This is a genomic window from Devosia beringensis, from assembly GCF_014926585.1.
Classification (GTDB): Bacteria; Pseudomonadota; Alphaproteobacteria; order Rhizobiales; family Devosiaceae; genus Devosia; species Devosia beringensis.
Genome location: NZ_CP045422.1, coordinates 1,999,688 through 2,022,968, shown reverse-complemented (window position 1 = coordinate 2,022,968; position 23,281 = coordinate 1,999,688). Strand labels below are relative to the sequence as shown.

The 23,281-nt window shown below is 64.8% G+C and carries 14 protein-coding genes; 10 read left to right on the top strand and 4 right to left on the bottom strand.

Going from position 1 to position 23,281, the window contains the following annotated elements; all coding sequences use genetic code 11:
• Nucleotides 1–46 precede the first annotated feature (46 nt).
• Nucleotides 47–883, top strand: coding sequence for a transglutaminase-like domain-containing protein (locus GDR53_RS09925; protein ID WP_193337887.1), 837 nt, complete (start codon nucleotides 47–49; stop codon nucleotides 881–883).
• Here the strand turns inward: GDR53_RS09925 and GDR53_RS09920 are convergent.
• The 4 genes from GDR53_RS09920 to GDR53_RS09905 are packed head-to-tail and all read right to left on the bottom strand — an operon-like array spanning nucleotide 880 to nucleotide 4,592.
• Nucleotides 880–1,770 (bottom strand): transglutaminase family protein, encoded by an 891-nt coding sequence (locus GDR53_RS09920; protein ID WP_193337886.1) that lies wholly within the window; start codon nucleotides 1,768–1,770, stop codon nucleotides 880–882. The two genes, GDR53_RS09925 and GDR53_RS09920, sit on opposite strands and share 4 nt — an antisense overlap.
• On the bottom strand, nucleotides 1,767–2,855 hold the full coding sequence (locus GDR53_RS09915; RefSeq protein WP_193337885.1) for an ATP-dependent DNA helicase: 1,089 nt from the start codon (nucleotides 2,853–2,855) through the stop codon (nucleotides 1,767–1,769). The genes GDR53_RS09920 and GDR53_RS09915 overlap by 4 nt, the downstream gene beginning before the upstream one ends.
• Nucleotides 2,852–3,538: a fumarylacetoacetate hydrolase family protein gene (locus GDR53_RS09910; protein WP_408639792.1), complete on the bottom strand. Its 687-nt coding sequence runs from the start codon at nucleotides 3,536–3,538 to the stop codon at nucleotides 2,852–2,854. The genes GDR53_RS09915 and GDR53_RS09910 overlap by 4 nt, the downstream gene beginning before the upstream one ends.
• The gene (locus GDR53_RS09905; protein ID WP_193337883.1) at nucleotides 3,531–4,592 is read right to left on the bottom strand and encodes an aldo/keto reductase; all 1,062 of its coding nucleotides are present in this window, start codon (nucleotides 4,590–4,592) and stop codon (nucleotides 3,531–3,533) included. The genes GDR53_RS09910 and GDR53_RS09905 overlap by 8 nt, the downstream gene beginning before the upstream one ends.
• A 168-nt stretch (nucleotides 4,593–4,760) precedes the next feature.
• On the opposite strand from GDR53_RS09905, the gene GDR53_RS09900 reads away from it, so the two are divergent.
• The 9 genes from GDR53_RS09900 to GDR53_RS09860 all read left to right on the top strand — a co-directional run bounded on the left by GDR53_RS09900 (nucleotide 4,761) and on the right by GDR53_RS09860 (nucleotide 23,097).
• Nucleotides 4,761–5,144, top strand: coding sequence for a YciI family protein (locus tag GDR53_RS09900; RefSeq protein WP_193337882.1), 384 nt, complete (start codon nucleotides 4,761–4,763; stop codon nucleotides 5,142–5,144).
• 101 nt (nucleotides 5,145–5,245) lie between these two features.
• Nucleotides 5,246–10,735: an alpha-2-macroglobulin family protein gene (locus tag GDR53_RS09895; protein ID WP_193337881.1), complete on the top strand. Its 5,490-nt coding sequence runs from the start codon at nucleotides 5,246–5,248 to the stop codon at nucleotides 10,733–10,735.
• Complete coding sequence (gene pbpC / locus GDR53_RS09890; RefSeq protein ID WP_193337880.1) at nucleotides 10,732–12,861, top strand: penicillin-binding protein 1C; 2,130 nt, start codon at nucleotides 10,732–10,734, stop codon at nucleotides 12,859–12,861. The genes GDR53_RS09895 and pbpC overlap by 4 nt, the downstream gene beginning before the upstream one ends.
• 128 nt (nucleotides 12,862–12,989) lie before the next feature.
• Nucleotides 12,990–13,298 carry a hypothetical protein gene (locus GDR53_RS09885; protein ID WP_193337879.1) on the top strand — a complete coding sequence of 103 codons (309 nt, stop codon included), beginning with the start codon at nucleotides 12,990–12,992 and terminating at the stop codon, nucleotides 13,296–13,298.
• Nucleotides 13,295–15,040 carry a methyl-accepting chemotaxis protein gene (locus tag GDR53_RS09880; protein WP_232846776.1) on the top strand — a complete coding sequence of 582 codons (1,746 nt, stop codon included), beginning with the start codon at nucleotides 13,295–13,297 and terminating at the stop codon, nucleotides 15,038–15,040. The genes GDR53_RS09885 and GDR53_RS09880 overlap by 4 nt, the downstream gene beginning before the upstream one ends.
• A gap of 363 nt (nucleotides 15,041–15,403) precedes the next feature.
• Entirely contained in the window at nucleotides 15,404–16,420 is a 1,017-nt protein-coding gene (locus GDR53_RS09875) for a site-specific integrase (protein ID WP_193337878.1), read from the top strand.
• 637 nt (nucleotides 16,421–17,057) lie between these two features.
• Nucleotides 17,058–17,537, top strand: coding sequence for a hypothetical protein (locus tag GDR53_RS09870; protein ID WP_193337877.1), 480 nt, complete (start codon nucleotides 17,058–17,060; stop codon nucleotides 17,535–17,537).
• Between the two features lie 172 nt (nucleotides 17,538–17,709).
• Entirely contained in the window at nucleotides 17,710–18,789 is a 1,080-nt protein-coding gene (locus tag GDR53_RS09865) for a hypothetical protein (protein WP_193337876.1), read from the top strand.
• A 543-nt stretch (nucleotides 18,790–19,332) separates the two neighbouring features.
• Entirely contained in the window at nucleotides 19,333–23,097 is a 3,765-nt protein-coding gene (locus GDR53_RS09860; protein WP_193337875.1) for a hypothetical protein, read from the top strand.
• Nucleotides 23,098–23,281 lie beyond the last annotated feature (184 nt).

Here is a 23,281-nt window from a genome sequence, read left to right as displayed (position 1 = left end):
CGCACGGCGTGCCGGCGCGAGACCATCAAGATAAAAAGGATGCGCCGTGCGTTTATCCCTGGGGTGCGAGATTGGCTACGAGGTCTTCGATACGACGACCTTGATTTTCAACATCGAGGCCATGCGCGGCGGCCGCCAGCGCGTGGTCAGCGAACGCCTGACCATCACCCCCGACCTGCCCGCCGACGAGAAGACCTCCGAGGAAAGCGGCAACCGCTATCTGCGGCTCACCGTGCCGCAGGGCCAGGTGACGCTGCGCTACGAGGCCCAGATCGAGCTCGACGCCCTGCACCGGGCGCCCGCCGTGATCCATGAAGTGCCCATTGCCAAGCTGCCGCTCGACACCCTGCCCTTCCTCAATCCGTCGCGCTATTGCCCCAGTGACCAGCTGGCCCGCTTCGCCAACCGCCAGTTCGGCAATATCGAGCCCGGCTTCGGCCGCGTCGTCGAGATCTGCAACTGGATCAATGCCGAGGTCGACTACCTGTTCGGCACCAGCGACACCACCACCACCGCCGCGGACACGTTTTCGCTGCGTGCCGGCGTCTGTCGCGACTTTGCCCATCTGGGCATTACCTTCTGCCGCGCTTTGGGCATCCCGGCCCGCTTCGTCTCCTGCTATGCTTGGCAGCTTGAGCCGCAGGATTTCCACGCGGTCTTTGAGGCCTACCTAGGCGATCGCTGGTACCTGTTCGACGCCACCCGCATGGCTGCGCTTGACGGCATGGTGCGCATCGGCGTCGGTCGCGACGCGGCCGACACCGCCTTTGCCACCATTTATGGCCAGGTGAACTCCTACCCCATCCGCGTCTGGACCGACGCCATCAATGGCGACCGGGCCCAGGAATGGACCACCGACGCGGTGAGCGTGACGCGGGACTAACCCATGCCGTCCTGAACGCTCTTGACGCGCTCGACCATGACCTCGACATCCATGCCGATATAGTCGTCCTTCTTGCCCACAAAGGTCCCCGAAATCGGAATGGCCTGGCGCGGCTCCCGCGCCACGCCCACCCGGATCAGGTCGCGCGTGCCGATAATGCCATTGGTCGGGTCGAACTCGACCCAGCCCGCGCCCGGCAGATAGACCTGGCACCAGGCATGGGTCGCCCCGCCGCCGCGATGATTGCCGTCTCGGGCCGGCGAATAGAGATAGCCGGTGACAAAGCGGGCCGCAAAGCCCAGCGAACGCACCGCCTCGATCATCAGCAGCGCAAAATCCCGACAGGTGCCGGCCCGGCTGCTCAACGTGGTCGCGGGCCGCTGCGTGCCCGGATCGGGGCGGCGCAGATAGGTGAAGTCGGACTTGATGGCCGCCGTCATGCCGACCAGCAGATGGATCGTGCCCGTCTTGCCCGTCGAATCGAGGAATCGCCGCGCCCAGGCATCAACCTCTGTTTCCTCGGGAAACAGCCGGGCCATATTGGGTGCCAGATCAAGCCCGTCCGGCGTGCCATAGTCGAACGGGTAGCTCTTGGCGCGGTTGTCGATCTCGAATTCGGGGACCAGGACATGGGTATGATCGAGCACCATGCTGGCCACGATGCGCAGCTCCTCGGCCGGCTCTTCAAAACTGGCAATGGCGATGCCATTGCCGAATACGTCCAGAATCCAGCGGATACCGGCAGGTTCGGGTGTGATTTCGAGGCGGAACTGGTCGAGCCGCTGCTCCATGCTGTCGCGCGGCCGCACCAGCATGCGGTGATCGCCGAACTGGACCGGCCGCGCATAGCGATAGACCGTCTCGTGCCGCACCGACAGAAGGGTCATGACACCACCGTGATCTTTTCTGCCGCCCGCGTAATGCCGGTATAGAGCCAGCGCGCCCGCTCCTCGCGGAACACGAAGCTCTCGTCGAATAGATAGACATTGTCCCACTGGCTGCCCTGCGCCTTGTGCACGGTCAGGCAATAGCCAAAGGTGAACTCGTCGAACTGCCGCCGCTCGGGCCAGCTCATCGCATCCTCTTCGCCCGCAAAGAAGGCCTTGTGCGTCAGCACCTTGGCCTCGCCCTTGCCCTCGTCGGCGCCCAACAGCAGGCTCCATTTGCCGTTGGAGCGTCGCGTCGCCTCGGTGACGATCCAGATCTGCCCGTTGAGCAGCTTCTTGCGGGGATTATTGCGCAGGCAGACCATGCGGTCGCCCTCGACCGGCTCGTGGAAGGGCAGGCCCTTGAGCTCGCGCAGCCGGTCATTGTATTGCAGCCGCGTCTTGTTGCGGCCCACCAGCACCTGGTCGGCCACCATCACCGCATCGCGGTCGACGCTGTCGCGCCCCACCACCACCGATTCGCCATAGCTGCCGCGCTCGAGAAAGCCGCCCTCGCGCACCTGCATGGAGAGATGAATGATCGGATTGTCCGCCGCCTGGCGGTGGATTTCGGTCAGCATGATGTCGGGCTCGTCGGCGATGAAGAACCCCGCCCCCTGCACCGGCGGCAGCTGGAACGGATCGCCCAGCACCAACACCTTGACCCCAAAGCTCAGGAGGTCCCGGCCGAGCTGCTCGTCCACCATCGACACCTCGTCGATGACGATGAGATCGGCATCGGCGGCGGGGCTTTCACCGTCGAGCACGAAGCGCGGCTCGCCATCCTTTTCGCTCACCAGGGTATAGATCAGGCTATGGATGGTCTGGGCGCCCTTGCAGCCGCGCTTGCGCATGACCAGAGCCGCCTTGCCGGTAAAGGCGGCGAATTTGACTGATCGCACATCCTGCGCCAGATGCACCGCCAGCGTCGACTTGCCCGTGCCGGCCCAGCCGAACAGGCGGAAGACCTGCGGGCCATCCGTGTCCTTGAGCCAGGCCGAGACGGCCAGCAGCGCCGCATCCTGCTGGGGCGACCAGACGGTCATTGACTGATGGCTGTCCGCACGGTGCCGACGCCGGCAATGCTGCCCTCGAGCAGGTCGCCCGCCACCACCGCGCCGACCCCGGCCGGCGTGCCGGTCATGATCAGGTCGCCGGCCCGCAGCGTCACGAAACCGCTGAGATAGGCAATGGTCTCGGCCACGCTCCAGATCTGGTCACTGAGATCGCCGCGCTGCCGCACCACGCCATTGACGCTGAGCGTAATGGCGCCCTTGTCGGGATGGCCGATGGCGCTGACCGGCTCGATCGTGCCGATCGGCGCGGAAAAATCAAAGCCCTTGGCCATTTCCCAGGGGCGCCCGGCCTTCTTGGCCACAGCCTGCAGGTCGCGCCGTGTCATGTCGAGCCCGGCCGCATAGCCATAGACGTGGCTGAGCGCGTCTTCTCTGGCGATGGCGCTGCCGTCCTTGCCGATGGCCACCACCAGCTCGATCTCGTGGTGGAAATCGGCCGTCTGGGGCGGATAGGGAATGGCGGCGCCGCCCACCACCACCGCATCGGCCGGCTTGGCGAAGAAGAACGGCGGATCGCGCGTGTCATTGCCCATCTCGATGATGTGCTCGGCATAGTTGCGGCCCACGCAATAGACGCGGCGCACGGCAAACAGGCCGCCCCGCGCAATCGGCACGGTCACCGGATTATACGGCGCAAACAGAAAATCACCCACGCTTGAACGCTTCCACATAAGGGGCCAAAAGATCGCTGTCGACCGCGCCCAACCGGTCATTGGCGGTATAGGTCTGGTGCCAGTAGGGATAGAGCAGCGGCGGCTGGCTGACCGCGTCGAGCCGCGCCCGCTCCTGGTGGCTCAGCACCAGATCGGCCGCGGCCAGATTGTCGGCAAACTGGGCCTGGCTGCGCCCGCCAATGATCACCGAGGTCACCCCCGGCCGGCCCAGCGTCCAGGCCAGCGCCACTTGCGCCCCCGAGACGCGGCGCTCATCGGCGATCGACACGATCACGTCGACAATGTCGTAGAGCTTGTCCCAATCGGGCACCGGCGGCTCGCGGAAGCCCCCGACATGGCGGCCTGATTCCGGCCCGCCGTCGCGACGATATTTGCCCGACAGCAGCCCGCCGGCTAGCGGCGACCAGACCAGTATGCCCAGCCCCTGGTCCTGGCTGATCGGCACCAGCTCATACTCGGCTTCGCGGGAATGCAGGGTATAGTGGATCTGCTGGCTGACGAAGCGCTCGCCGGCCCGCTCCTTGGCTGCCGCCAGTGCCTTGGAAATATGCCAGCCTGAATAGTTCGAACAGCCGATATAGCGGACATGGCCATGGCGCACGAGGGTATCGAGCGCCTCCATGGTCTCCTCGATCGGCGTCATGCCGTCCCATTCATGCACCTGGTAGAGGTCGATGACGTCGGTCTTGAGGCGTTTCAGACTCGCCTTGCACTGCTCGATGATGTGATGGCGGGAAAGACCGATCTCGTTGGGACCCTCGCCCATCTTGAAGCGCACTTTGGTGGCCACCAGCGTCTTCTGCCGCCGGCCATTCTCGGCCAAAGCCACCCCGATCATCTCCTCGGAGACCCCGGCATTGTAGACATTGGCCGTGTCGAGCAGGTTGATCCCGGCATCAAGGCACAGATCGATCTGCCGATTGGCATCGGCCTGGTCGGTATGACCGACCTCGACCGAGCCGCCAAAGGTCATGGTCCCCATGGTCAGCACAGAAACCTTGAGGCCCGAACGACCCAGATAACGATACTCCATGCTCTCTTCTCCCAATGACAGCGATTCACGGCGCAGACCAGAACATTACATAAACCAAGCCGCAATGGCCGCGAAGGGCGCGAGCCACACTTTGTTCGGACAAGTCCCTTTTCCTGCGCCAGAATCTGGGCATAGTGGCGGCGCATGCCGCGTAAAGGGAGACAGCTCATGCTCTATGCCATCCTTTGCTATGAAGACGAAAAGGCCGTTGGCGCCTGGACCAAGGCCGAGGACGACGCCTGCATGGCGCGGCTCGACCTGGTGCACCAGACCATGGGCGCCAAAGGCAAGCTCGGCCCGGTGGCGCGCCTGCACAACACCAAGGCGGCCACCACCCTGCGCAAGAACAATGGCGCACCGCTGGTGGTCGACGGCCCGTTTGCCGAGACCAAGGAGCAGTTTTTGGGCTTCTACGTTGCCGATTGCGACAGCCTCGATGAGGCGGTTGGCTTTGCCAAGGATCTGGCCGCGGCCAATCCCGGTTCGGGCGCCTATGAGATCCGCCCGCTCTCGCTGTTCAAGCCGGGCGCGCTGAGCAACAGGGACGATTGAGCGCCCCTCAATTGTGACCATTGCATAGCGCGTATCGCGCTTGCATTCTGGCTGCGCCTGGCCTCCATATGCAGCCAAAGCTTGACGCTTGGGAGGGCAGCATGCGGCGTGGTCTTGGCACGATTGGTCTGGTTGGCACGGCACTGATTCTGGCCCTGGGCCTGGCGCAGGCGGCTGACCCCAAAGTAACCCTCCTGCCCGATACCGACCTGCCCGGCTTTGACTACGCCATCGTCAAGGATACCGATCTCGACGCCTGCACCGCCGCCTGTACCGATGACCAGATCTGCCTGGCCTTCACCTTCAACCAGAAATCGAACTGGTGCTTCCTCAAGAGCGAGGCCGGCGAAGCGACAGAATTCAAGAGCGCCGTTTCCGGCACGCTCGACCGCAGCACCTCCCAGCTCAGCACCGCCGTGGTCCGCCAGGCCGAACTGCCCTTCCCGGCCCAGGACCTGATCGACGCCGCCCGGCGCCTCGCCGAGGAACTGCCCCAGACCGATGCGCCGCCGCCCAAGGTGAGCTATGCCGATCTTGTAGCCGAGGGTGACGCCGCCAGCGCCGCGGAAAATCCCGCCGGCGCCATCACTGCCTATCGCCAGTCCCTCGCCATCAACCCCAATGACGGCGGCGTCTGGCAGGCTTTGGCCGTGGCCACCCTGACCCGCGCCGAAGCCGTTGCCGGCCAGGCCGAAGGCGACAATAGCTATGAACTGGGCGCCACCGCCGTATCGGCAGCGCTCAATGCCTATCTGCGCGCACAGACCATCGAGGAGCGGGCACTGGGCCTGCGCGCTTTGGCCAATGGCCTGGAATATTCCAGCAGCTGGCGCGAGGCCATTGCCAGCTATCGCCTGAGCCTCAACCTGGTTCCCGATGCCGATGTCGCTGCCCATCTCGAAGAGGTCGTGGCCCAGCATGGCTTCCGCGTCGTCAATCACGTGGTCGACGCCGAAGCCGCTGCCCCGCGCATCTGCGCCGTCTTTTCCGATCCGCTCGGCAGCACGGACCTGTCCGCCTATGTCGTGGTTGCCGACGCGCCCCAGACCTCGGTCGAAACCGAAGCTGACCAGGTCTGCGTCGAAGGCGTCACCCATGGCAGCCGCTACGCTATCAAGCTGCGCGCCGGCCTGAACTCGGCCGATGGCGAAGTGCTGGCCAAGGATGTCGATCTGGACGTCTATGTGCCCGACCGCGCCCCCTTTGTCGGCTTTGCCAACAATGCCTATGTCATGCCGGCCGGCCTCGGCGGCGGCCTGCCCATCACCTCGGTCAATGCCGACAGCGCCGAGCTGATGATCTACCGCATCGGCGACCGCAGCGTCGCCACGGCCGTGCGCGACGGCATCTTTCAGGGCAATCTGACCCAATATGCCGCCGAGGATATTGCCGACCGCGTCGGCGAGGCGGTGTGGAGCGGCGAGATCGACCTGGCCCGCGGTCCGCTCAATGAACTCACCACCACGGCCATTCCGGTCGCCGAGGCCATCGGCGACATGGCGGCCGGCGCCTATGTGGTGACGGCCCGCATCAAGGGCGCATCCGATGACGACTACTGGAGCGAGCAGGCCACGCAGTGGTTCATCGTCACCGATCTGGGCCTGACCACCCTGGCCGGAGATGATGGCGTCCATGCCTTCGTGCGCGGCCTGACCGACGCCCAACCCATTGCCGATGCGACAGTGCGCCTGGTTGCCGTCAACAATGAAGTGCTCGGCGAAGCCAAAACCGACGCCGATGGTCGGGCCTTGTTTGCTCCCGGCCTCGCCCGGGGCACCGGCGGCGCCGCGCCGCAGCTGCTGGTGGCCGAGACCGCTGACGGCGATTACGCCTTTCTCGATCTCAGCCGGCCGGCCTTCGACCTCACCGATCGCGGTGTCGAGGGCCGCCCCTCGCCCGGCCCGCTTGACCTCTTTGCCACCACCGAGCGCGGCGTCTACCGCCCCGGCGAGACCGTCTTCCTCACCGCCTTGCTGCGCGACGAGCGCGCCAATGCCGTGACTGGCCTGCCCCTGACACTGGAGGTCGAGCGCCCTGATGGCGTCGTTGCCAGTACGGAACTGCTCTCCGACCAGGGTGCCGGCGGCTATTTCACCGCTTTGCCCATGGTCGAGGAGGCCATGCGCGGCTCCTGGACGCTGCGCCTTTATGCCGATCCCCATGCCGATGCGCTCTCGTCCACCAGTTTTCTCGTCGAAGATTTCGAGCCAGAGCGGCTGGCCTTCGAGCTGAGCACGCCCGACACCGCCCCCTTTGCCCTGGGCGCCGTCACCGCCATCGACGTTGCCGCTAAGTATCTCTACGGCGCCACCGCGCCGGGCCTCGCCATCGAGGCCGACGCCGTGATCAGCCCGGTCAGCACGCTCAAGGATTTCCCCGGTTACAGCTTTGGCCGGCTCGACGACACGATGGAGACCACGCGCGAGCCGCTGGGCGTCGTCGGCACCACCGATGAGGCCGGCAATGCCGTGGCCGAGGTGCAGCTGCCGGAAATCCAGACCACTACAAAGCCGCTGACGGCGCAGATCCTGCTGCGCCTGGTCGATACCAATGGCCGCAGCATCGAACGCAGCCTGTCCCGCCCCGTTCTGGCCGATGCCGACCGCATCGGCATCAAGCCCGTCTTTTCGGACCCGACCGGGCTGGCTTCTGGGAGCGAAGCGCAGTTCGACATCATTGCCGTCTCGCCAGCGGGCGAAGCCGTGGCGAAAACCGGCCTGAACTGGACCCTGTCGCGCCTTGAAACCAGCTATCAATGGTATCGCAATGGCACCGCCTGGCAGTGGGAAGCCATCACCACGACGCGCGACATTGCCAGCGGCACCGTAGATACGCCCGATGGCGGCCCGGTCACCGTTGGCGCCAATGTCGACTGGGGCAGCTACCGCCTCGAGGTCAACAGCACCGTTCCCGACGCCACCTCGTCGACCTATGAATTCTATGCCGGCTATTACTATGCCGAGGCCGGCTCGGACACGCCAGATACGCTGCAGGTGGCGCTCGACAGGCCCGCCTATCGCCTGGGCGATACGGCAAAACTCAAGCTCGACCCGCAATTTGCCGGCACGGCTTTGGTCATGGTCGTCGACAACCGCGTCATCGCCATGCAGGCCGTCGATGTGCCCGCCGAAGGCACGACGGTCGATCTCGAGGTCACCGAAGAATGGGGTCCGGGCGCCTATGTGACGGCCATTCTCTATCGACCCGCCGATGCCGGGGAAAAGCGCATGCCCTCACGCGCCATGGGCCTGGCCTTTGCCGATGTCGAGCCGGGTGACCGCCAGCTCGACGTGACCCTCTCCGCGCCCGCGGTATCATTGCCGCGCCAGAGCTTTACCGTCGATGTCGCGCTGGGCAATCTGGCCGCCGGCCAGACCGCCTATGTCAGCGTCGCCGCCGTGGACCTGGGCATTCTCAATCTCACCAATTTCAAGACCCCCAGCCCCGATGGCTGGTATTTCGGCCAGCGCCAGCTCGGCATGGACCTGCGCGACCTTTATGGCTCGCTGATCGATCCGACCCAGGGCATGGCCGGCGCACTGCGCTCGGGCGGCGATGGCGGGGCCGCGCGCCTCGGCACGCCACCGCCCACCTCGGTGCTGGTGGCGCTGCATTCCGGCATCGTCCAGCTCGACAGTGACGGCAAGGCCAGCGTGACCTTCGACATGCCCGACTTTTCCGGCACCGTGCGGGTCATGGCCATGGCCTGGACCGACACCGCCGTGGGCCACGCAGAGGCTGATGTCGTGGTCCGCGACCCGGTCGTCGTCACGCTCAGCCCACCGCGCTTCCTGCGCCTCGACGACGTCTCGCGCCTGCTCGTCGAGATCAACAATGTCGACGGTGCCGCCGGCACCTATGGCATTGCTCTCTCGACCGGCACGGGCCTCGCCACCGACGCCGCGGCCACAGACGTCACCCTGGAACAGGGCGAGCGCACCGCGCTCAACCTGAGCCTCACCGGCACCGCCATTGGCGATTGGCCGCTCGAACTGACTGTCACCGCGCCCGATGGCAGCACCAGCGTCAAGCAGCTCACCCTGGGCGTCCGCCCGCCCAGCGCGCCGGTCACCACCAGTCGGCTCATTGCCCTCAAGCCCGGCGCCAGCACCATTGTCGATGACAGCTTCTTTGCCAGCTATCTGGCCAATACCGGGTCCATGACGCTGGCCATTGGCCCCCTGGCCCAGCTCGATATCCCAGGCCTGCTGGTCTCGCTCGACCGCTACCCCTATGGCTGCGCCGAGCAGGTTTCGAGCCGGGCTCTCCCCCTGCTCTACCTCAATGACGTCGCCAAGCTGATCGGCCTGGCCGGCGATGAAGCCCTCAGCACTACCGTCACCGCCGCGATTGCCGACCTGCTCTCCAAGCAGAATTCGGGCGGCGGCTTTGGCCTCTGGGGTCCCTTTGACGGCGGCGACGCCTGGCTGGACGCCTATGTCACCGACATGCTGCTGCGCGCCAAGGCGGCCGGCTATGCCGTGCCCGAACAGGCCATGACAAGGGCGCTGGACAACCTCTCCAACCAGCTCGCCTATGCCAGCGATTTCGAGCAGGGCGGCGAGGACGTGGCCTATGCGCTGTATGACCTCGCCCGTGCCGGCCGCGCCACTATGGGCGATCTGCGCTACTATCTCGAAGCCCGCCTCGACGCCTTCGGCTCGCCCTTAGCCCAAGCCCAGCTCGGGGCTGCCCTCGCGCTCTATGGCGATACCACCCGCGCCAACACCGCCTTCACCGCGGCCGTCGCCAGCCTGGCCGATACCGAGGACAGCAATCGCTACCGCACCGACTATGGCAGCGCCCTGCGCGACACCGCCGGCGTGCTGGCTCTGGCGGCCGAGTTCAAGCCCGCCGGCGTTGACCTGCTGGCTCTGGCCAACCAGCTCGCCGACCGGCGCGACAATGCCGACTATACCTCGACCCAGGAAGATAGCTGGACACTGCTGGCTGCCGCCGCCTTGGGTGGAGCCGGCACCGATGGCAGCATCAGCCTTGATGGCGAAGCACTGAGCGCCCCGCTCTACCGTCGCTTCGACGCCATGGGCTTTGCACCCGTCGAGATTAGCAACAACGACGCCGCTGCAACCCAGGCCAAGGTGACCGTCACCGGCTACCCGGCTACCCCGCCCGAACCAACCAGCAATGGCTTTACCCTGACGCGCGACTACTACCTGCCCGATGGCACGCCCATCGACCCCATGGACGGGTCCATTGCCCAGAACGACCGCTTGGTGGTCGTGCTGACGGCCTATCCCGAGGCGCTGGGCTCCGGGCAATATGTGCTGGCCGACCCGCTGCCGGCGGGTTTCGAGATTGAAAATCCCGATCTCTCGGCTGGCGACGGCGTTTCCGATTTCAACTGGCTCCAGCTCGATACGCCCGCCCATGTGGAATCGCGCACCGACCAATATGTCGCCGCCTTCCGCTATTTCAGCGAGACGAGCAGCGTCACCACCGCCTATCTGGTGCGCGCGGTGAGCCCCGGCACCTTTGCCCTCCCCGGCGCCACCGTGGAAGACATGTATCGCCCCGAACGCCGCGCCAATACGGCATCGGGCACGGTCGAGGTCACCGCGACCGGGCCATGACGGGGCCGGACGCCCATAGAGACGCCACCACACCGCGCCCCTGGGCGCGGTATCTGGTGCTGGCCGGCTTCAGCCTTTTCGTGTTGTTCTGCGCCGCCACCGTGCAGCTGACCGCAACAATCGCCACGATCAGCAGCGCCCTGCCGCCGACCCCGGACCTGACGAGCATGCCGGTTTCCGCCGCGGTAACCGATCGCGACGGCAACCTCTTGCGCCCCTTCACCACGCCGGACGGCAATTGGCGCCTGCCGGTCAGCCGTGATCAGGTCGATCCAAGGTTCCTCGACATGCTGGTGGCCTATGAGGATCGCAGCTTTGCTGAGCATGACGGCATTGCCTGGAGCTCCATGCTGCGCGCGGCCAGCCAGTATGTGCTGGCGGGCGGGCAGGTAGTCTCGGGCGGCTCGACGCTGACCATGCAGGTGGCGCGCCTGCTCGAGGGCCAGCCCACCCGCAATGCCTGGGGCAAGCTGCGCCAGATGGTGCATGCAAGTGCGCTCGAGCAGGACCTGGACAAGGACGCGATCCTTGATCTCTACCTGACGCTGGCCCCCTATGGCGGCAATATCGAGGGCATCCGCGCGGCAAGTCTGGCCTATTTCGGCAAGGAGCCGGCCCGGCTGACCACCGCCCAGGCCGCTCTGCTGGTTGCCCTGCCGCAATCGCCCGAGGCGCGCCGCCCCGACCGCCACCCCGAAGCGGCCCGCGCCGGCCGCGACAAGGTGCTCGACCGGCTCGTCGCCCTGGGCGCCCTGCCCGCCGAGGAGGCGCTTGCCGCCAAACTCGAGCCTCTGCCCACCATGCGCCGCGATTTTCCCATGCTGGCCGCCCACCTGGCCGAACAGGCCGTGCGCGCCCGACCCGATGCCCGCACCCTGCCTCTGACCATCGACCGGCGCCTGCAGGACGCGCTCGAACAGCTCGCTGCCGCCCGCGCCCGGCTGATCGACCCCCGCGTTTCCGTAGCCATCGTCGCCGCCGATATCGAGAGTGGCGAAATCCTGGCCTCCATCGGCTCGGCCGGGCTGTTTGCTACCCAGAGCGACGGCTATGTCGACATGACCACGGCAATTCGGTCTCCGGGTTCCACGCTCAAGCCGCTGATCTATGGCCTCGCCTTCGAGCTGGGCCTGGCCCATCCGCAAAGCCTGATCGAAGACCGCCCCACCGCCTTTGGCGCCTATGTGCCGGTCAATTTCGACGGCTTCAGCCGCGGCACGGTGAGCATTCACGACGCGCTGACGCTCTCGCTCAACATCCCCGCCGTGGTGGTGCTCGACGCTGTCGGCCCGGCCCGCCTGGTCTCGCGCCTGCGCCGCGCTCATGCCGACCCGCGCCTGCCCGTCGATACCGCGCCGAGTCTCGCCGTCGGCCTCGGCGGCGTCGGCATTTCCCTGCGCGACCTCGTTTCGGTCTATGCCGCCATCGCCCATGGCGGCGTGCCGGTGCGCCTGCATGACGGCACCACGCCCCTGCCCGCCCCGGCCATTGCCGCGCCAGTCCTCGACCCGGTCAGCGCCTGGTATGTCGCCGATATCCTGGCCGATGTGCCCCCGCCGCTCAACGGCTCACCTGGCCGCGTCGCCTACAAGACCGGCACCTCCTATGGCTATCGCGACGCCTGGGCCATCGGCTTTGACGGCAAGACGGTGGTCGGCGTCTGGGCCGGCCGCCCCGATGGCGCCCCGCTGCCCGGTCTGTCCGGCATTACCGGCGCCGCGCCCATATTGTTTGAGGCCTTTGACCGCCTGGGCAGCCGCCGCGCCGCGCTGCCACGCGCACCGCAGGGCGCACTATTGGCCTCGACCACTGAACTGCCGGCGCCGCTGCGACGGTTTCGCCACCCCGATAGTGGCCTCGTCGCCCGCGACGCCGCGCCCGAAATCGCCTTTCCCGGCGATGGAGTCGCCGTCGATCTCGGCCTCGCCGCCGGCGACATTTCCCCGCTCATGGTCAAGGTGCGCAATGGCGTGCCGCCCTTCACCTACTTTGCCAATGGCGCCCCCTTCGGCCGCCCCAATTTCGCCCGCCAGGACAGCTGGCAACCGGACGGCCCCGGCTATGTCACCCTCTCGGTGGTCGATGCCGAAGGCCGCGGCGATACGGTGCGGGTCCTGCTGAACTGACCACAACGCCTCGCCAGCCAAACACACTGTATTTTTCGTTCCGCCGGAATTTAATCGAATTGGTAACCATTTCGGGCGAAAGCTGCTGCCTATAATTCAAGCATTTTGGGCATCTCCGGGGACCGATTGTGCGACAGCTTGCGCCTGCTTTGCTTTTTTCGGGCCTGTCGGTGCTGCTGGTGAGCGCCTATCTGCTCGCCCCCGCCGACCGGGGCCAAATGGCCGTGGCCTTCCCGCCCTTCACCAGCGAAGCAACCGCCTGGTCCATCGTCCGCGCCGCGGGCGGCTACGCCGTTGCCCCGACCAAACTGCCTAATGTGGTGGTCGCCTATGCCGGCGATGCCGGCTTCCAGGAGCGCGCCCGAGATCTGGGCGCTCTGTTCTTTCTCAACGCCACCGGGCTTTGTGCGCCCCAACTCGATCACGAGACAACATGACCCTCGATACCATCCGCAGTCGCGCATCTATCCTGGTGGCCGGCCTCGCCGCCATCATGGCCGCCATCGCCATCATCCTCGAAATGGTCTTTCACGGCGACTTCAGCCTGGCCGGCACGCTGGCCGCGCTGGGCCTGGCCGCCCTGCTCACCACCTTCTTTGTCAACCGGCAGTCGGCCACCTTCCGCTACATGGCGGTCGCCGTCATGATGGCCGAGGTCATGGCCCTGCTGATCGCCGCCCGCGGCCAGCCGCTGCAGACCGACATTCACATGGCCTTCTTTGCCGGGCTCGCCGTCTGCGCCCTGCTCTACGACACCAAGGCCATCATCCTAGGCGCCGCCCTGGTCGCCGTGCACCATCTGGTGCTGGGCATGACCCTGGACGACCTGATCTTCTATGGCGGCGGCGGCTTTACCCGGGTCCTGCTGCATGCCGTGATCCTGATCATCGAGACCGTCAGCCTGATCTGGATGACCGTCAACACCCAGCATCTGCTGCAAATCTCCGACGAACGCTCGGAGCAGGCCCAGACCAGCGCGCAGGAAGCCGAACTGCTGGCCGACGAAGTCCAGCGCACCACCGCGACGGGCCGCCAGGAGCGCCAGGCGACGATGCAGCAGCTCTCCAGCGATTTCAACCGCGTGGTCGACGCCGCCGGCCAGGGCGATTTCTCGGCCCGTATCGAAACCAGCTACAAGGACCCCGAACTGGCCAATCTGGCCACCTCGATCAACGGTCTGATCGAAACCGTGGGCGGCAGCCTGGGCGAAACCGCCCGCGTGCTGTCCAGCCTGGCCAATGCCGATCTGCGGGCTCGCATGAGCGGCCAGTATCAGGGCGCCTTCGCCACGCTGCAGGCTGATACCAATGCGCTCGCCGATACGCTGACCACCATCATGAGCGGGCTGCGCAGCGCCATTTCCAGCATGCGGTCCGCCACCAGCGAGATCGTCATCGGCACCAATGACCTCTCAGAACGCACCACCAAGCAGGCCGCGACCATCGAGGAGACCTCGGCCGCCATCGAGCAGCTGGCGGCGACCGTGCTGGAAAACGCCGATCGGGCCCGCGACGCCAATACCAATGCGCAAAAGGTCAACCAGGTCGGCGAAGAGGGCGGCGCCGTCATGCGCCAGGCCAATGACGCCATGTCCCGCATCACCGAATCCTCGTCCAAGATCTCCAATATCATCGGGCTGATCGACGATATCGCCTTCCAGACCAACCTGCTGGCGCTGAACGCCTCGGTGGAAGCCGCCCGCGCCGGCGATGCCGGCCAGGGCTTTGCGGTGGTCGCCGTCGAGGTGCGCCGTCTGGCCCAGTCCGCCGCCCAGGCTTCGGCCGATGTGAAGACCCTGGTCGAGGCTTCTGCCGGCGAAGTGGGCGCAGGCACCAAGCTGGTGGCGGAAGCGGCCAGCAAGCTGGCAGCCATGATGGAGGCCGCCCGCGCCAACAATACCCTGATGGAAGGCATTGCCCGCAACAGCCGCGAACAGGCCTCGGCCATCGAGGAAGTCTCGGGCGCCGTGCGCCAGATCGACCAGATGACCCAGCACAATGCGGCCCTTGTCGAACAGACCAACGCCGCCATCACCCAGACCGAGGATCAGGCCCGCGAGATCGACCGGATCGTCGAAGTGTTCAAGACCGATGGCGCTGCCCCGGCCCGATCGCGCAGCACGCTGCCCGACCGGGACGTCCAGCACCTACGCCAGGCCGCCAGCGGCTTCCGCCGCTAACGCGCGCCGGCGCCAACGCGACCTGGCCGTTCAAGTCAGGTCTGACCGATAGTGGAAGGGACGGCGCACGCCGTCCCTTTGTCATGCGCGGGCTGGCGCGCGTGCACCCGACAGCGACCGCACAGGCGGGGCATATCGCTGCAAATCTGGCGTCAGGAAGGATCGATGGCGGAGAGAGAGGGATTTGAACCCCCGATGGAGTTGCCCCCATGCCGCATTTCGAGTGCGGGCGGGATTGTACCTAGAGCCTCCTCTCTGTTGCCATAAGGTGTTGTCGCACAACGTCTTTGCGCCGATCCGGTGGCCTGCCGAACTGGAAATACCCACTGCTGTCACAGCGTTGTCACAGCAAACGGTTCCCACATGGCGTCCATCCGCAAGCGAAACGGCAAGTACCAGGCCCAAGTCAGACGGCAGGGATTTGAACCTCAAGCACAGACATTCACCAGGCTGGCCGACGCAAAGGAATGGGCACGAACGATGGAGGTCAGGGCCGACCGCCAAGAGCTGGAGCCCAAGAGGCACGACCTCAGGTCCACCACGCTGGAAGACCTCGTGACCCGCTATCGCGACAATGAGACCCCGCGAAAGAAGGGCGCCCGAACGGAAGTGGTGATGCTCAATGCCTTCCTCCGCCATCCGATCTGCAAGCTGCCCCTTGGAGGCCTCTCCAGGTCCGACTTTGCTGCATTCCGTGATGCCCGACTGGCGAGGGTGAAGCCGGCCTCTGTGCGCAGACAGTTGATGACCATCCAAGCGGTCCTGACCAAGGCAATGACAGACTGGGATGTTCCGCTGAAGGCGAACCCGTTGGTCGGCCTTAAGCTGCCCACCGGAGACAACACCCGCCAGCGCCGACTTAGTGGCACCGAATGGGCGCGGCTCCAAGGATCAGTAAGACCGGACACCAATCCGTTGACGCTCCCGGTGATCCGCTTCGCCTTGGAGACGGCAATGCGCCGGGGAGAGCTACTCTCACTGGTCTGGCGCGATGTGGACCTAGCCCGGCGCACTGCAAGCATACGAGAGGCGAAAGCCGGTATCGGCCGCACCATCCCCCTCACACGCGGGGCCATTGAGGCACTGCACGAGGCGGCCAAACTGCACGGAGATACTGATGGCCGGCTGGTGTTCCCCATCGCAGTCGTGACGCTGCACTCTAGCTGGCGGGCATTGGTCCGGCGGGCCCAGGTGGTGGACCTCAGGTTTCACGACTTGCGACACGAGGCCATCTCCCGGCTGTTTGAGGTGGGGCTCACCGTCCCTGAGGTGGCATCCATCAGCGGCCACAAGACCATCGGCCAGTTGTTCCGCTACGCCCATGCCGCCCCAGGGTCAGTCCTTGCAAAGTTGCCCGAGCGATTGACACCGGGGGTGTGAGGCTGTGCGGCGCAATAGGTAGCTATCTGATAGAGCAGGAAGGGAATTAAGCGTCCAATAGAGCAACAGGCGGTTTTCCTCCCATATGAAACAGGCGTCTATCTCATAACGGGTAGCCACTTGGTAGGCCGCCTTACTTCAATTGGCCTTCCATAAGAAAGTTGGCATCAATTGGGCGTCTATTAGAAACAGGCGTCCATATGAAGACCAGCACCAATGGGGCGTCTGTTAGAATAGGCTCCCAATAGAGAACGGCACTGAGCAAATTACATAGGGGTCTGATAACGCCCCGGTATCTGATTGAGCGGATATCGTGATAGGCGTCCATCCAGATATAAGATCAGCCTCCAGACTCCGACTGGTGTGGCCGTTAAGTCCCCCTCCCTGTTGCTTTTAGTGGCCCAAGGGTTTGGCCCTTAAGCGTCGTACCATCAGTGTCCGATCCCGGCGTGGCTGCGCACGGAACCTCTCCCTAGACCCCCTCACCTCCCATCACCCACACTCCCGAAAGGAAGGCATCATGCCCGCCTCCCAGCAATCCTTTGCGCCCAACCCAATGCCTACACCCGATACCCCTCAAGCCGTCCTTGCAGTGGCCCGCCCGGTGTCCCAATCACTAGACGGCAGCATGGGGGCCGTGGGCGTCGCCGCCGTGGTCCGAAGCCTTTCCGGGGTCTCTCCGCACTGGCTGGCGGGCTACGCGAAGTCCGATGACATGGCGCGGGCGGCAATGGTCCAACACCTCCTCACCCTCCACCGCGAAGCCTCACCGCAGCTCTTGGTGTGGTCCAATGGGATGGACGCCCTAAAGCATGTCCCCGCTGCCCGGCTTAACGGAGGCATGAGGTCCGGCAAGAACAAGCGTACTCCCTTTGCAGCCTACGCCCTGTTCGACTCGGTGGAGGCGGCCCTGAGGCGTGGTGAGTGGCACCTTCAAGCATTCGGTGGAGGTGAGGAGCCGGGTGATTACGACACCGCCCAGCGCCTTGCACAGCGGGCCCTATGGGTTGCCCGTGAGAGGGCCGTTGAGTTCCCCAGCCACCGCAAGGATCATCCCGACTGGTGGATGCTCGAAGACGGCAGCACCCCGAACCCCCTTGCCGAACGCAATGAGTAGTGCGGACGATGTGGAAAGAGCGGAGAGCGCGGCCGACCTGCATTATGACAGCTGGCTCATCCCCTCATCCCGTGCCCTCTGGCAGCTCTCCAAACGGTTGTTCCTTGAGGTGGAAGCGGCCACGCCACGGCCTGAGAGGGTCCGCCAAGACGCCGCAACCCGGAGGCAGGACATGGTGGCGAACCTCCTGGCCAACCTCGCGCTCCTTGCAGCCTATCGCCCGGAGGGGTCCCGACTCATCATCTCGACACGCCGCCCCAAGCACAACCGCTACATGCGCCACCAGTTTCCTCCCAAGACCTTCATGGCCGTAGTGGGGACGCTGGAACAACTCGGGTATCTGGACCGTGTGGCCGGCACCTACAATGGACTCAGGACCACGCTGGGGCCGACCGAGCGGCTCCGGCACCATCTGTCCCCACTTGGGGCTAGTCCTGCCCTTGGCCGCCTTGAGGGGGCGGAAAGCATCTACATCAAGGCGCCCGTGCCACGCGCCAAGGTGAAGGTCTTGGTGGACTATCAGGACACGGCAGAGACCCACCGCCTTCGGGGCGAGATGGACACCATCAACGGCGCCATCAACGCGGCCAGCATCACCATGGATGGCCAGAAGCAACCCCCGGTCCATCTCATCCGGCAATTCCACATCCCCTCCAGCACCAGCCCTCCAAGGTTCGATGGCCATGGTCGCCTTTACTGGGGTTTCTGGCAGAGCTTGGAGCGCGACAGGAGGGCATCACTCCGCATAGACGAGCATCCGGTGGCCGAGCTGGACTACTCAGGGATGTTCGCCCGCCTGGCATACGCTGAGGCCGGCATGGAGCCGCCCGAAGGGGACCTCTATGAAGACCTGGGAATGTCCCGCCCTGCTGCCAAGACTGCCGTCTCCGCCCTCCTCTGCCGAGAGGGGCCGATGGTGCGCCTACCCGATGACCTCAAGTCAGAGCTTGGGGCAGGCTGGAGTGGGAGCCGTGTCACCGCCGCCGTGGCCGCCAAGCATCCACACATTGCGCCCCTGTTCGGGCAGGGCATCTGGCCTCGCCTGATGTTCACTGAGAGCCAGATCATGGTGTCGGTCTTACTGGGGTTGATCCGGCGCGGGATCGTCGCTCTGCCGATACATGATGGGCTGCTGGTCGCGGATACACATGCGGAGGTCTGCACCGAGGTCATGGAGGCAGTGGCCCACAATGTTACCGGCTTCAGGTTTCCTGTGGCTCTCAAGTTAACTGCCAAAGCAGTGGCCCTTTAACGGCCACCTAATGGCCTCCCGGTGTCCCCCCTCCCGGTGTTGCATCAAGTGAGGAGAGAGGGATTAGACCTCCATCATCCCTTCGATACTCGAAGTAGGACACCTGGTGTCTGCCACCATGAGTATGTGCTCAGTGTGACTGGACACTTACCGGACAAGCTCACGGGCTCCCTTAAGCAGGAGGGAGATGAGGTCTGAGGAGACCTGCCTACCGCAAGCCCTACTCCGCGTCACTACCCCCAGTTCTGCCCCCAGCACCACCGCCACGGATAATGGGGTCCGAAAAAGCCCGCGAGGGATACCCCCCGAACACCCCCGTTACTCCCTCATCCAGTGGCACATTTCCGGAGTTTGATAACACTTATATCGAAGTCATTGGACCAAGAGTCCGATGGCGAATTGGGCTCAATGCCGCCCGCATAATGCACCCGATGCCTGCTCCGAATAGGCCGCCGAAGGCAACCACCACACCCACCATAACGACCACCGCACTCCGACCCCAAGCACCAGCTTCGGGCCGCGATACTCCATGAAAGAAGCACAATGGCTGACAACGTATTTGACGAGATTAACGCCCGCCTTCAAGGGGGCCTGGAGGGGCCTGATGTTTCACCACCCGACGAAGTGCCACAAGTTCCGGCCGAAGTGACCGAAGCCGCCCCGAACGCAAGCCCCGCGATTGATGCCGCATTGCTGGACCTAGTGGACGCCCGTATCGCCAAGCTCCGCCAGCCCGAAGGAGCCCCCGCCGTTGCCGAACAGCAGCCCCCCCTTGTAGCCGAAGGGGCCGCACCAGTGGACCCCATGGGGGAGCGCATTGAGGGTACCGAGGAAGACTGGACGCGGCAGGGCCCGGCTGGCTTCATCAACTCCATCGGTGCTGGCATCGTGGACGCTGGGTTCCAGACCAAGGACTTCTTCACGGGTGAGCCCGCCGAGGAGGAAAAGTCGTGGTTCCGCCGCGCCCATGAGGCCACCCGAGGCGACCTAAAGGAAAACGGCTGGGTCAATAGCCTCACGGTGGACGTGTCGCAGTTCGTCACGGGGCTGGTCGGTGCGGGCAAGCTTCTGGGGCCGCTCAAAGGCGCCGCAGAGGCCACCAAGGCTGGTCGTGTCGGCTTCGAGGTGGCCAAGGGTGCCGTCGCTGGGTTCTTCGCAATGGACCCCCACGAGGAGCGCCTCTCGAACCTCATCCAGCAGTACGAGCCGCTGCGGAACCCCATCACGGAATACCTCGCTGCTGCTCCGGGTGACACTGGCGTTGAGGGCCGCGTGAAGAACGCCCTTGAAGGCATCGGCATGGACCTCGCCATGGTTGGCGTCTTCGAGATGAGCCTCAAGGCCATCAAGGCGTTCCGCAACGGTGATGAGGCGGGTGCCCAGGCAGCGCTGGCCCAAGTGGATGAGCTTCAGGCCAAGGCCGACCTAGACCGGGCCGCACGGGAGTCCATTGAGGGCACCGTTGAGGCCGTGGACGACATGTTCGATGCAGCGCCTGCCGCCAAGGTGGCCGACGATATGGAAGTCCCAACGGGTGAGCGCGGCACGGCCGACATCTCGGTGAGCGACATCACGCCGGCCGGCAAGGGTGACACACCAACTGGTGCCGTGGGTGACATAGAGCCCATCAAGTCGGAGGCCTCGGCCGTCCCTCTCCGCCCTCAGGACCAGACCTACAAGCCCAGCGTGGAGGTCCCCGAGGACAGCGTTGTCCGTATCGTTGCGGCGGCACGGCATGAGGCCGAGGTGATCGACAGGTTCGGTAGCCGTCAAGCAGCCCTTGAAGCCGGCGAGCCGGTGCCCCGTGCGGACCTACCTTGGCAGAAGCTCAATGCGACCGAGGATGTGGAGTCGCTCATTGCGTCCACCACGCGCTCGATCCAGAGCCAGATGGATGCCGCCAAGGGTGGGTCCGTGCTGACCGACGCCAAGGTCCGCCAGATGATCGACAACGCGGCGCGGCACTTCGGGGCTGACCCTGAAGTCGTCATGGGGGAAATCTCCAAGTCGGGCGAGGCCGCTACCCACATGGTGGCCGATCTTGAAGCCTCCTTCATCATCTCCCGCAAGCTCTTCGATGACTCCCATGCGCTGGCCGTGCGTATCAAGGCCGGCATGTTGGACGACTTCGGGGGTGACCCTGCGGCTGCTTACAAGGAGCTGACACGGCGCCTCACCGCTGCGGCCGACATGATGGCTCAGGGTGCGTCCATGCGGGCTGCTTTCGGGCGCGGCCTTCGTCGGCAACGTGCGGAGTTCGGCGTCAAGGCTGCGGACATCGCCAAGTTCAAGGACCTCCCTCCGGAGCGCCTCGTGGACCTGCTGAACCAGACTGGGGGTGACCCCGCCAAGCTGCGTGAGATGGTCAAGCCAAGCTTCATGCGGCGGGTGATTGACGAGGGGACCTTCCTCCTCACCAACAATCTGCTGTGGAACTGGACGACCCACGCGGTGAACACCTCCACCAACCTCTACATGCTGGCCGCACGTCCCACCGAGAAGCTCATCGGCTCGATTGCCATGGGCAGCCGGGGTTCAGCCATCCGTAGGCAGGCCATGAAGGAATACGCCTATACGGTGTACTCAGTGTCAGACGCTTGGGCTGGCATGGTGGACGCTTTTATGAGGGCCGACTCCCCGCTGGCTCCGCACGGCAATGAGTACACTGGGGGCGGCTCACGCATCGTCCAGCCACAGCTCGGGTGGAAGCCCATCAAGAGTACCTGGGACCTGTTCTACAACGGGCTCCTATCGCTCGACATGGCCAAGATGGGGCAAGCTGCGGGTGCTACGGCGAAGGGTGCGTATCGTACCGGCGTGGGTATGCCTACTCGGGGTCTCGGCGCCGTGGACGAGTTTGTTCAGCAGCTCCGTTATCGCTCTGTGGTGCAGGCCAGAGCCTCCGTTGAGGGGGTTGATGCCGGCCTGAAGGGCGATGCCCTAAGGAACCACATCAAGCGGTCCCTCGAAGACGCCTTTGATGCCGAGGGTCGGGGGATCAACAACGCGGCAATTCAGGAAGCCCGCACGACCACCTTCCAGCAGGACCTCCTTGAGGGAACGCTGGGCAAAGGCGTCCAGAACTTCCGCCACAACTGGCCAGCAGCGGCCTTCATCCTGCCCTTCGTGAGGACCCCTGTGAACGTTCTCCGGTACGCCACCAAGATGACCCCCGGCCTGAGTTATTTGCAGAAAGAATACCGGCAGATGCTCCACGGCAAGCTGGGCACCGAAGCTCAGGCCCACGCCATCGGGCAGTTCGCACTTGGTTCAACCTTCATGGGTGTCGCTGCAAGCCTGGCATTGAGTGGGAAGATAACGGGCTCAGGCCCCAGCGATCTAGCTCTCCGCAAGCAGCTCCAGGCCACGGGATGGCAGCCCTATAGCTTCGTCTTCGAGGGTGAGGATGGCCAGAAGACCTACTTCCCGATTGGGCGCTTTGACCCCGTGGGGATGCCATTCGGTATGGTGGCTGATGTGGTGGACATGATGGTGACCAATCCCGGCAGCAAGAAGAGCACGGACGGCATCATGGCCATTGGTGTTGCCCTCGCCTCGGGGTTCTCCGAGAAGACCTTCCTGATGAACCTCAACCAGGTGATCCAAGCGATTGCCAATCCGGGCGATGGGGGCGAGAATATCGGCAGGTACGTGGGCAACCTCTCGTCCAACCTCATCCCCGGCTCGTCTGCCATCAAGGCCTACGCCAATGGCGATGAGTATATGCGTGAGGCCCGCACCTTCTTGGACCGCACCATGGCCGGGATGCCGGGATACTCCGACAAGCTGCCTCCACAGCGGGACAGCTTCGGGGAGCCCATCTGGCGTAAGCGCGGGCTGACGACTGGCGGGGCAACTGACGTGGTGGAGGGTGAGCACAACCGCATCATCCTAGAGACTGGCTTCGGCATTCGTCCTCCGACCCCTCAGAAATACGGCGTGGACCTGCGTACGGTTACCCTCTCGGATGGCCGCAATGCCTATGATGTGTACCAAGAGCTGAGCGCCGAGCCGGCCACCGGTATCAGCCTAAAGGAGCAACTGACCAAAATCATCGGATCGCCTGGCTATGCTCGACTCATAGATGGCGACCCGGACCTTCCCGGCACCAAGGTCGGGGTTCTTATGGATGTCGTCATCAAGTACCGCAACATGGGCGAGGCGCAAATGATCCGTAGGTACCCCGAGCTGCGCCAGATGTTCTCCCAAGGGCAGATGGATCACCGGGCCCAGCTTCAGGAAGCCCAGCGGGGGAAACAGTCAGAGCGGCCCAGCGTCCGCGATATGCTGACCAAGATGGGCTACTAACGGAGGCAGATATACCGGACGGATTTTGGGGTCGGTCGCGGGACATCTACAATATACGTGGCGGCGCGGCGCTTTCCCCCCCTGGGGGGGGTGGCAGGCTTTTCAGATCGTGAGGTTGTCGCCGCCCGTCCTCCCGTGAGGTGTCCCCTGGATGCGTCATTGCCCGTCAAGGTCCCGCAAGCGC

Coding starts and splice junctions, on each gene's coding strand:
- GDR53_RS09920 (WP_193337886.1), bottom strand. CDS start 1,770: ATGACCCTTCTGTCGGTGCGGCACGAGACGGTCTATCGCTATGCGCGG.
- GDR53_RS09915 (WP_193337885.1), bottom strand. CDS start 2,855: ATGACCGTCTGGTCGCCCCAGCAGGATGCGGCGCTGCTGGCCGTCTCG.
- GDR53_RS09905 (WP_193337883.1), bottom strand. CDS start 4,592: ATGGAGTATCGTTATCTGGGTCGTTCGGGCCTCAAGGTTTCTGTGCTG.
- GDR53_RS09900 (WP_193337882.1), top strand. CDS start 4,761: ATGCTCTATGCCATCCTTTGCTATGAAGACGAAAAGGCCGTTGGCGCC.
- GDR53_RS09895 (WP_193337881.1), top strand. CDS start 5,246: ATGCGGCGTGGTCTTGGCACGATTGGTCTGGTTGGCACGGCACTGATT.
- pbpC (WP_193337880.1), top strand. CDS start 10,732: ATGACGGGGCCGGACGCCCATAGAGACGCCACCACACCGCGCCCCTGG.
- GDR53_RS09880 (WP_232846776.1), top strand. CDS start 13,295: ATGACCCTCGATACCATCCGCAGTCGCGCATCTATCCTGGTGGCCGGC.
- GDR53_RS09875 (WP_193337878.1), top strand. CDS start 15,404: ATGGCGTCCATCCGCAAGCGAAACGGCAAGTACCAGGCCCAAGTCAGA.
- GDR53_RS09865 (WP_193337876.1), top strand. CDS start 17,710: ATGGTGGCGAACCTCCTGGCCAACCTCGCGCTCCTTGCAGCCTATCGC.
- GDR53_RS09860 (WP_193337875.1), top strand. CDS start 19,333: ATGGCTGACAACGTATTTGACGAGATTAACGCCCGCCTTCAAGGGGGC.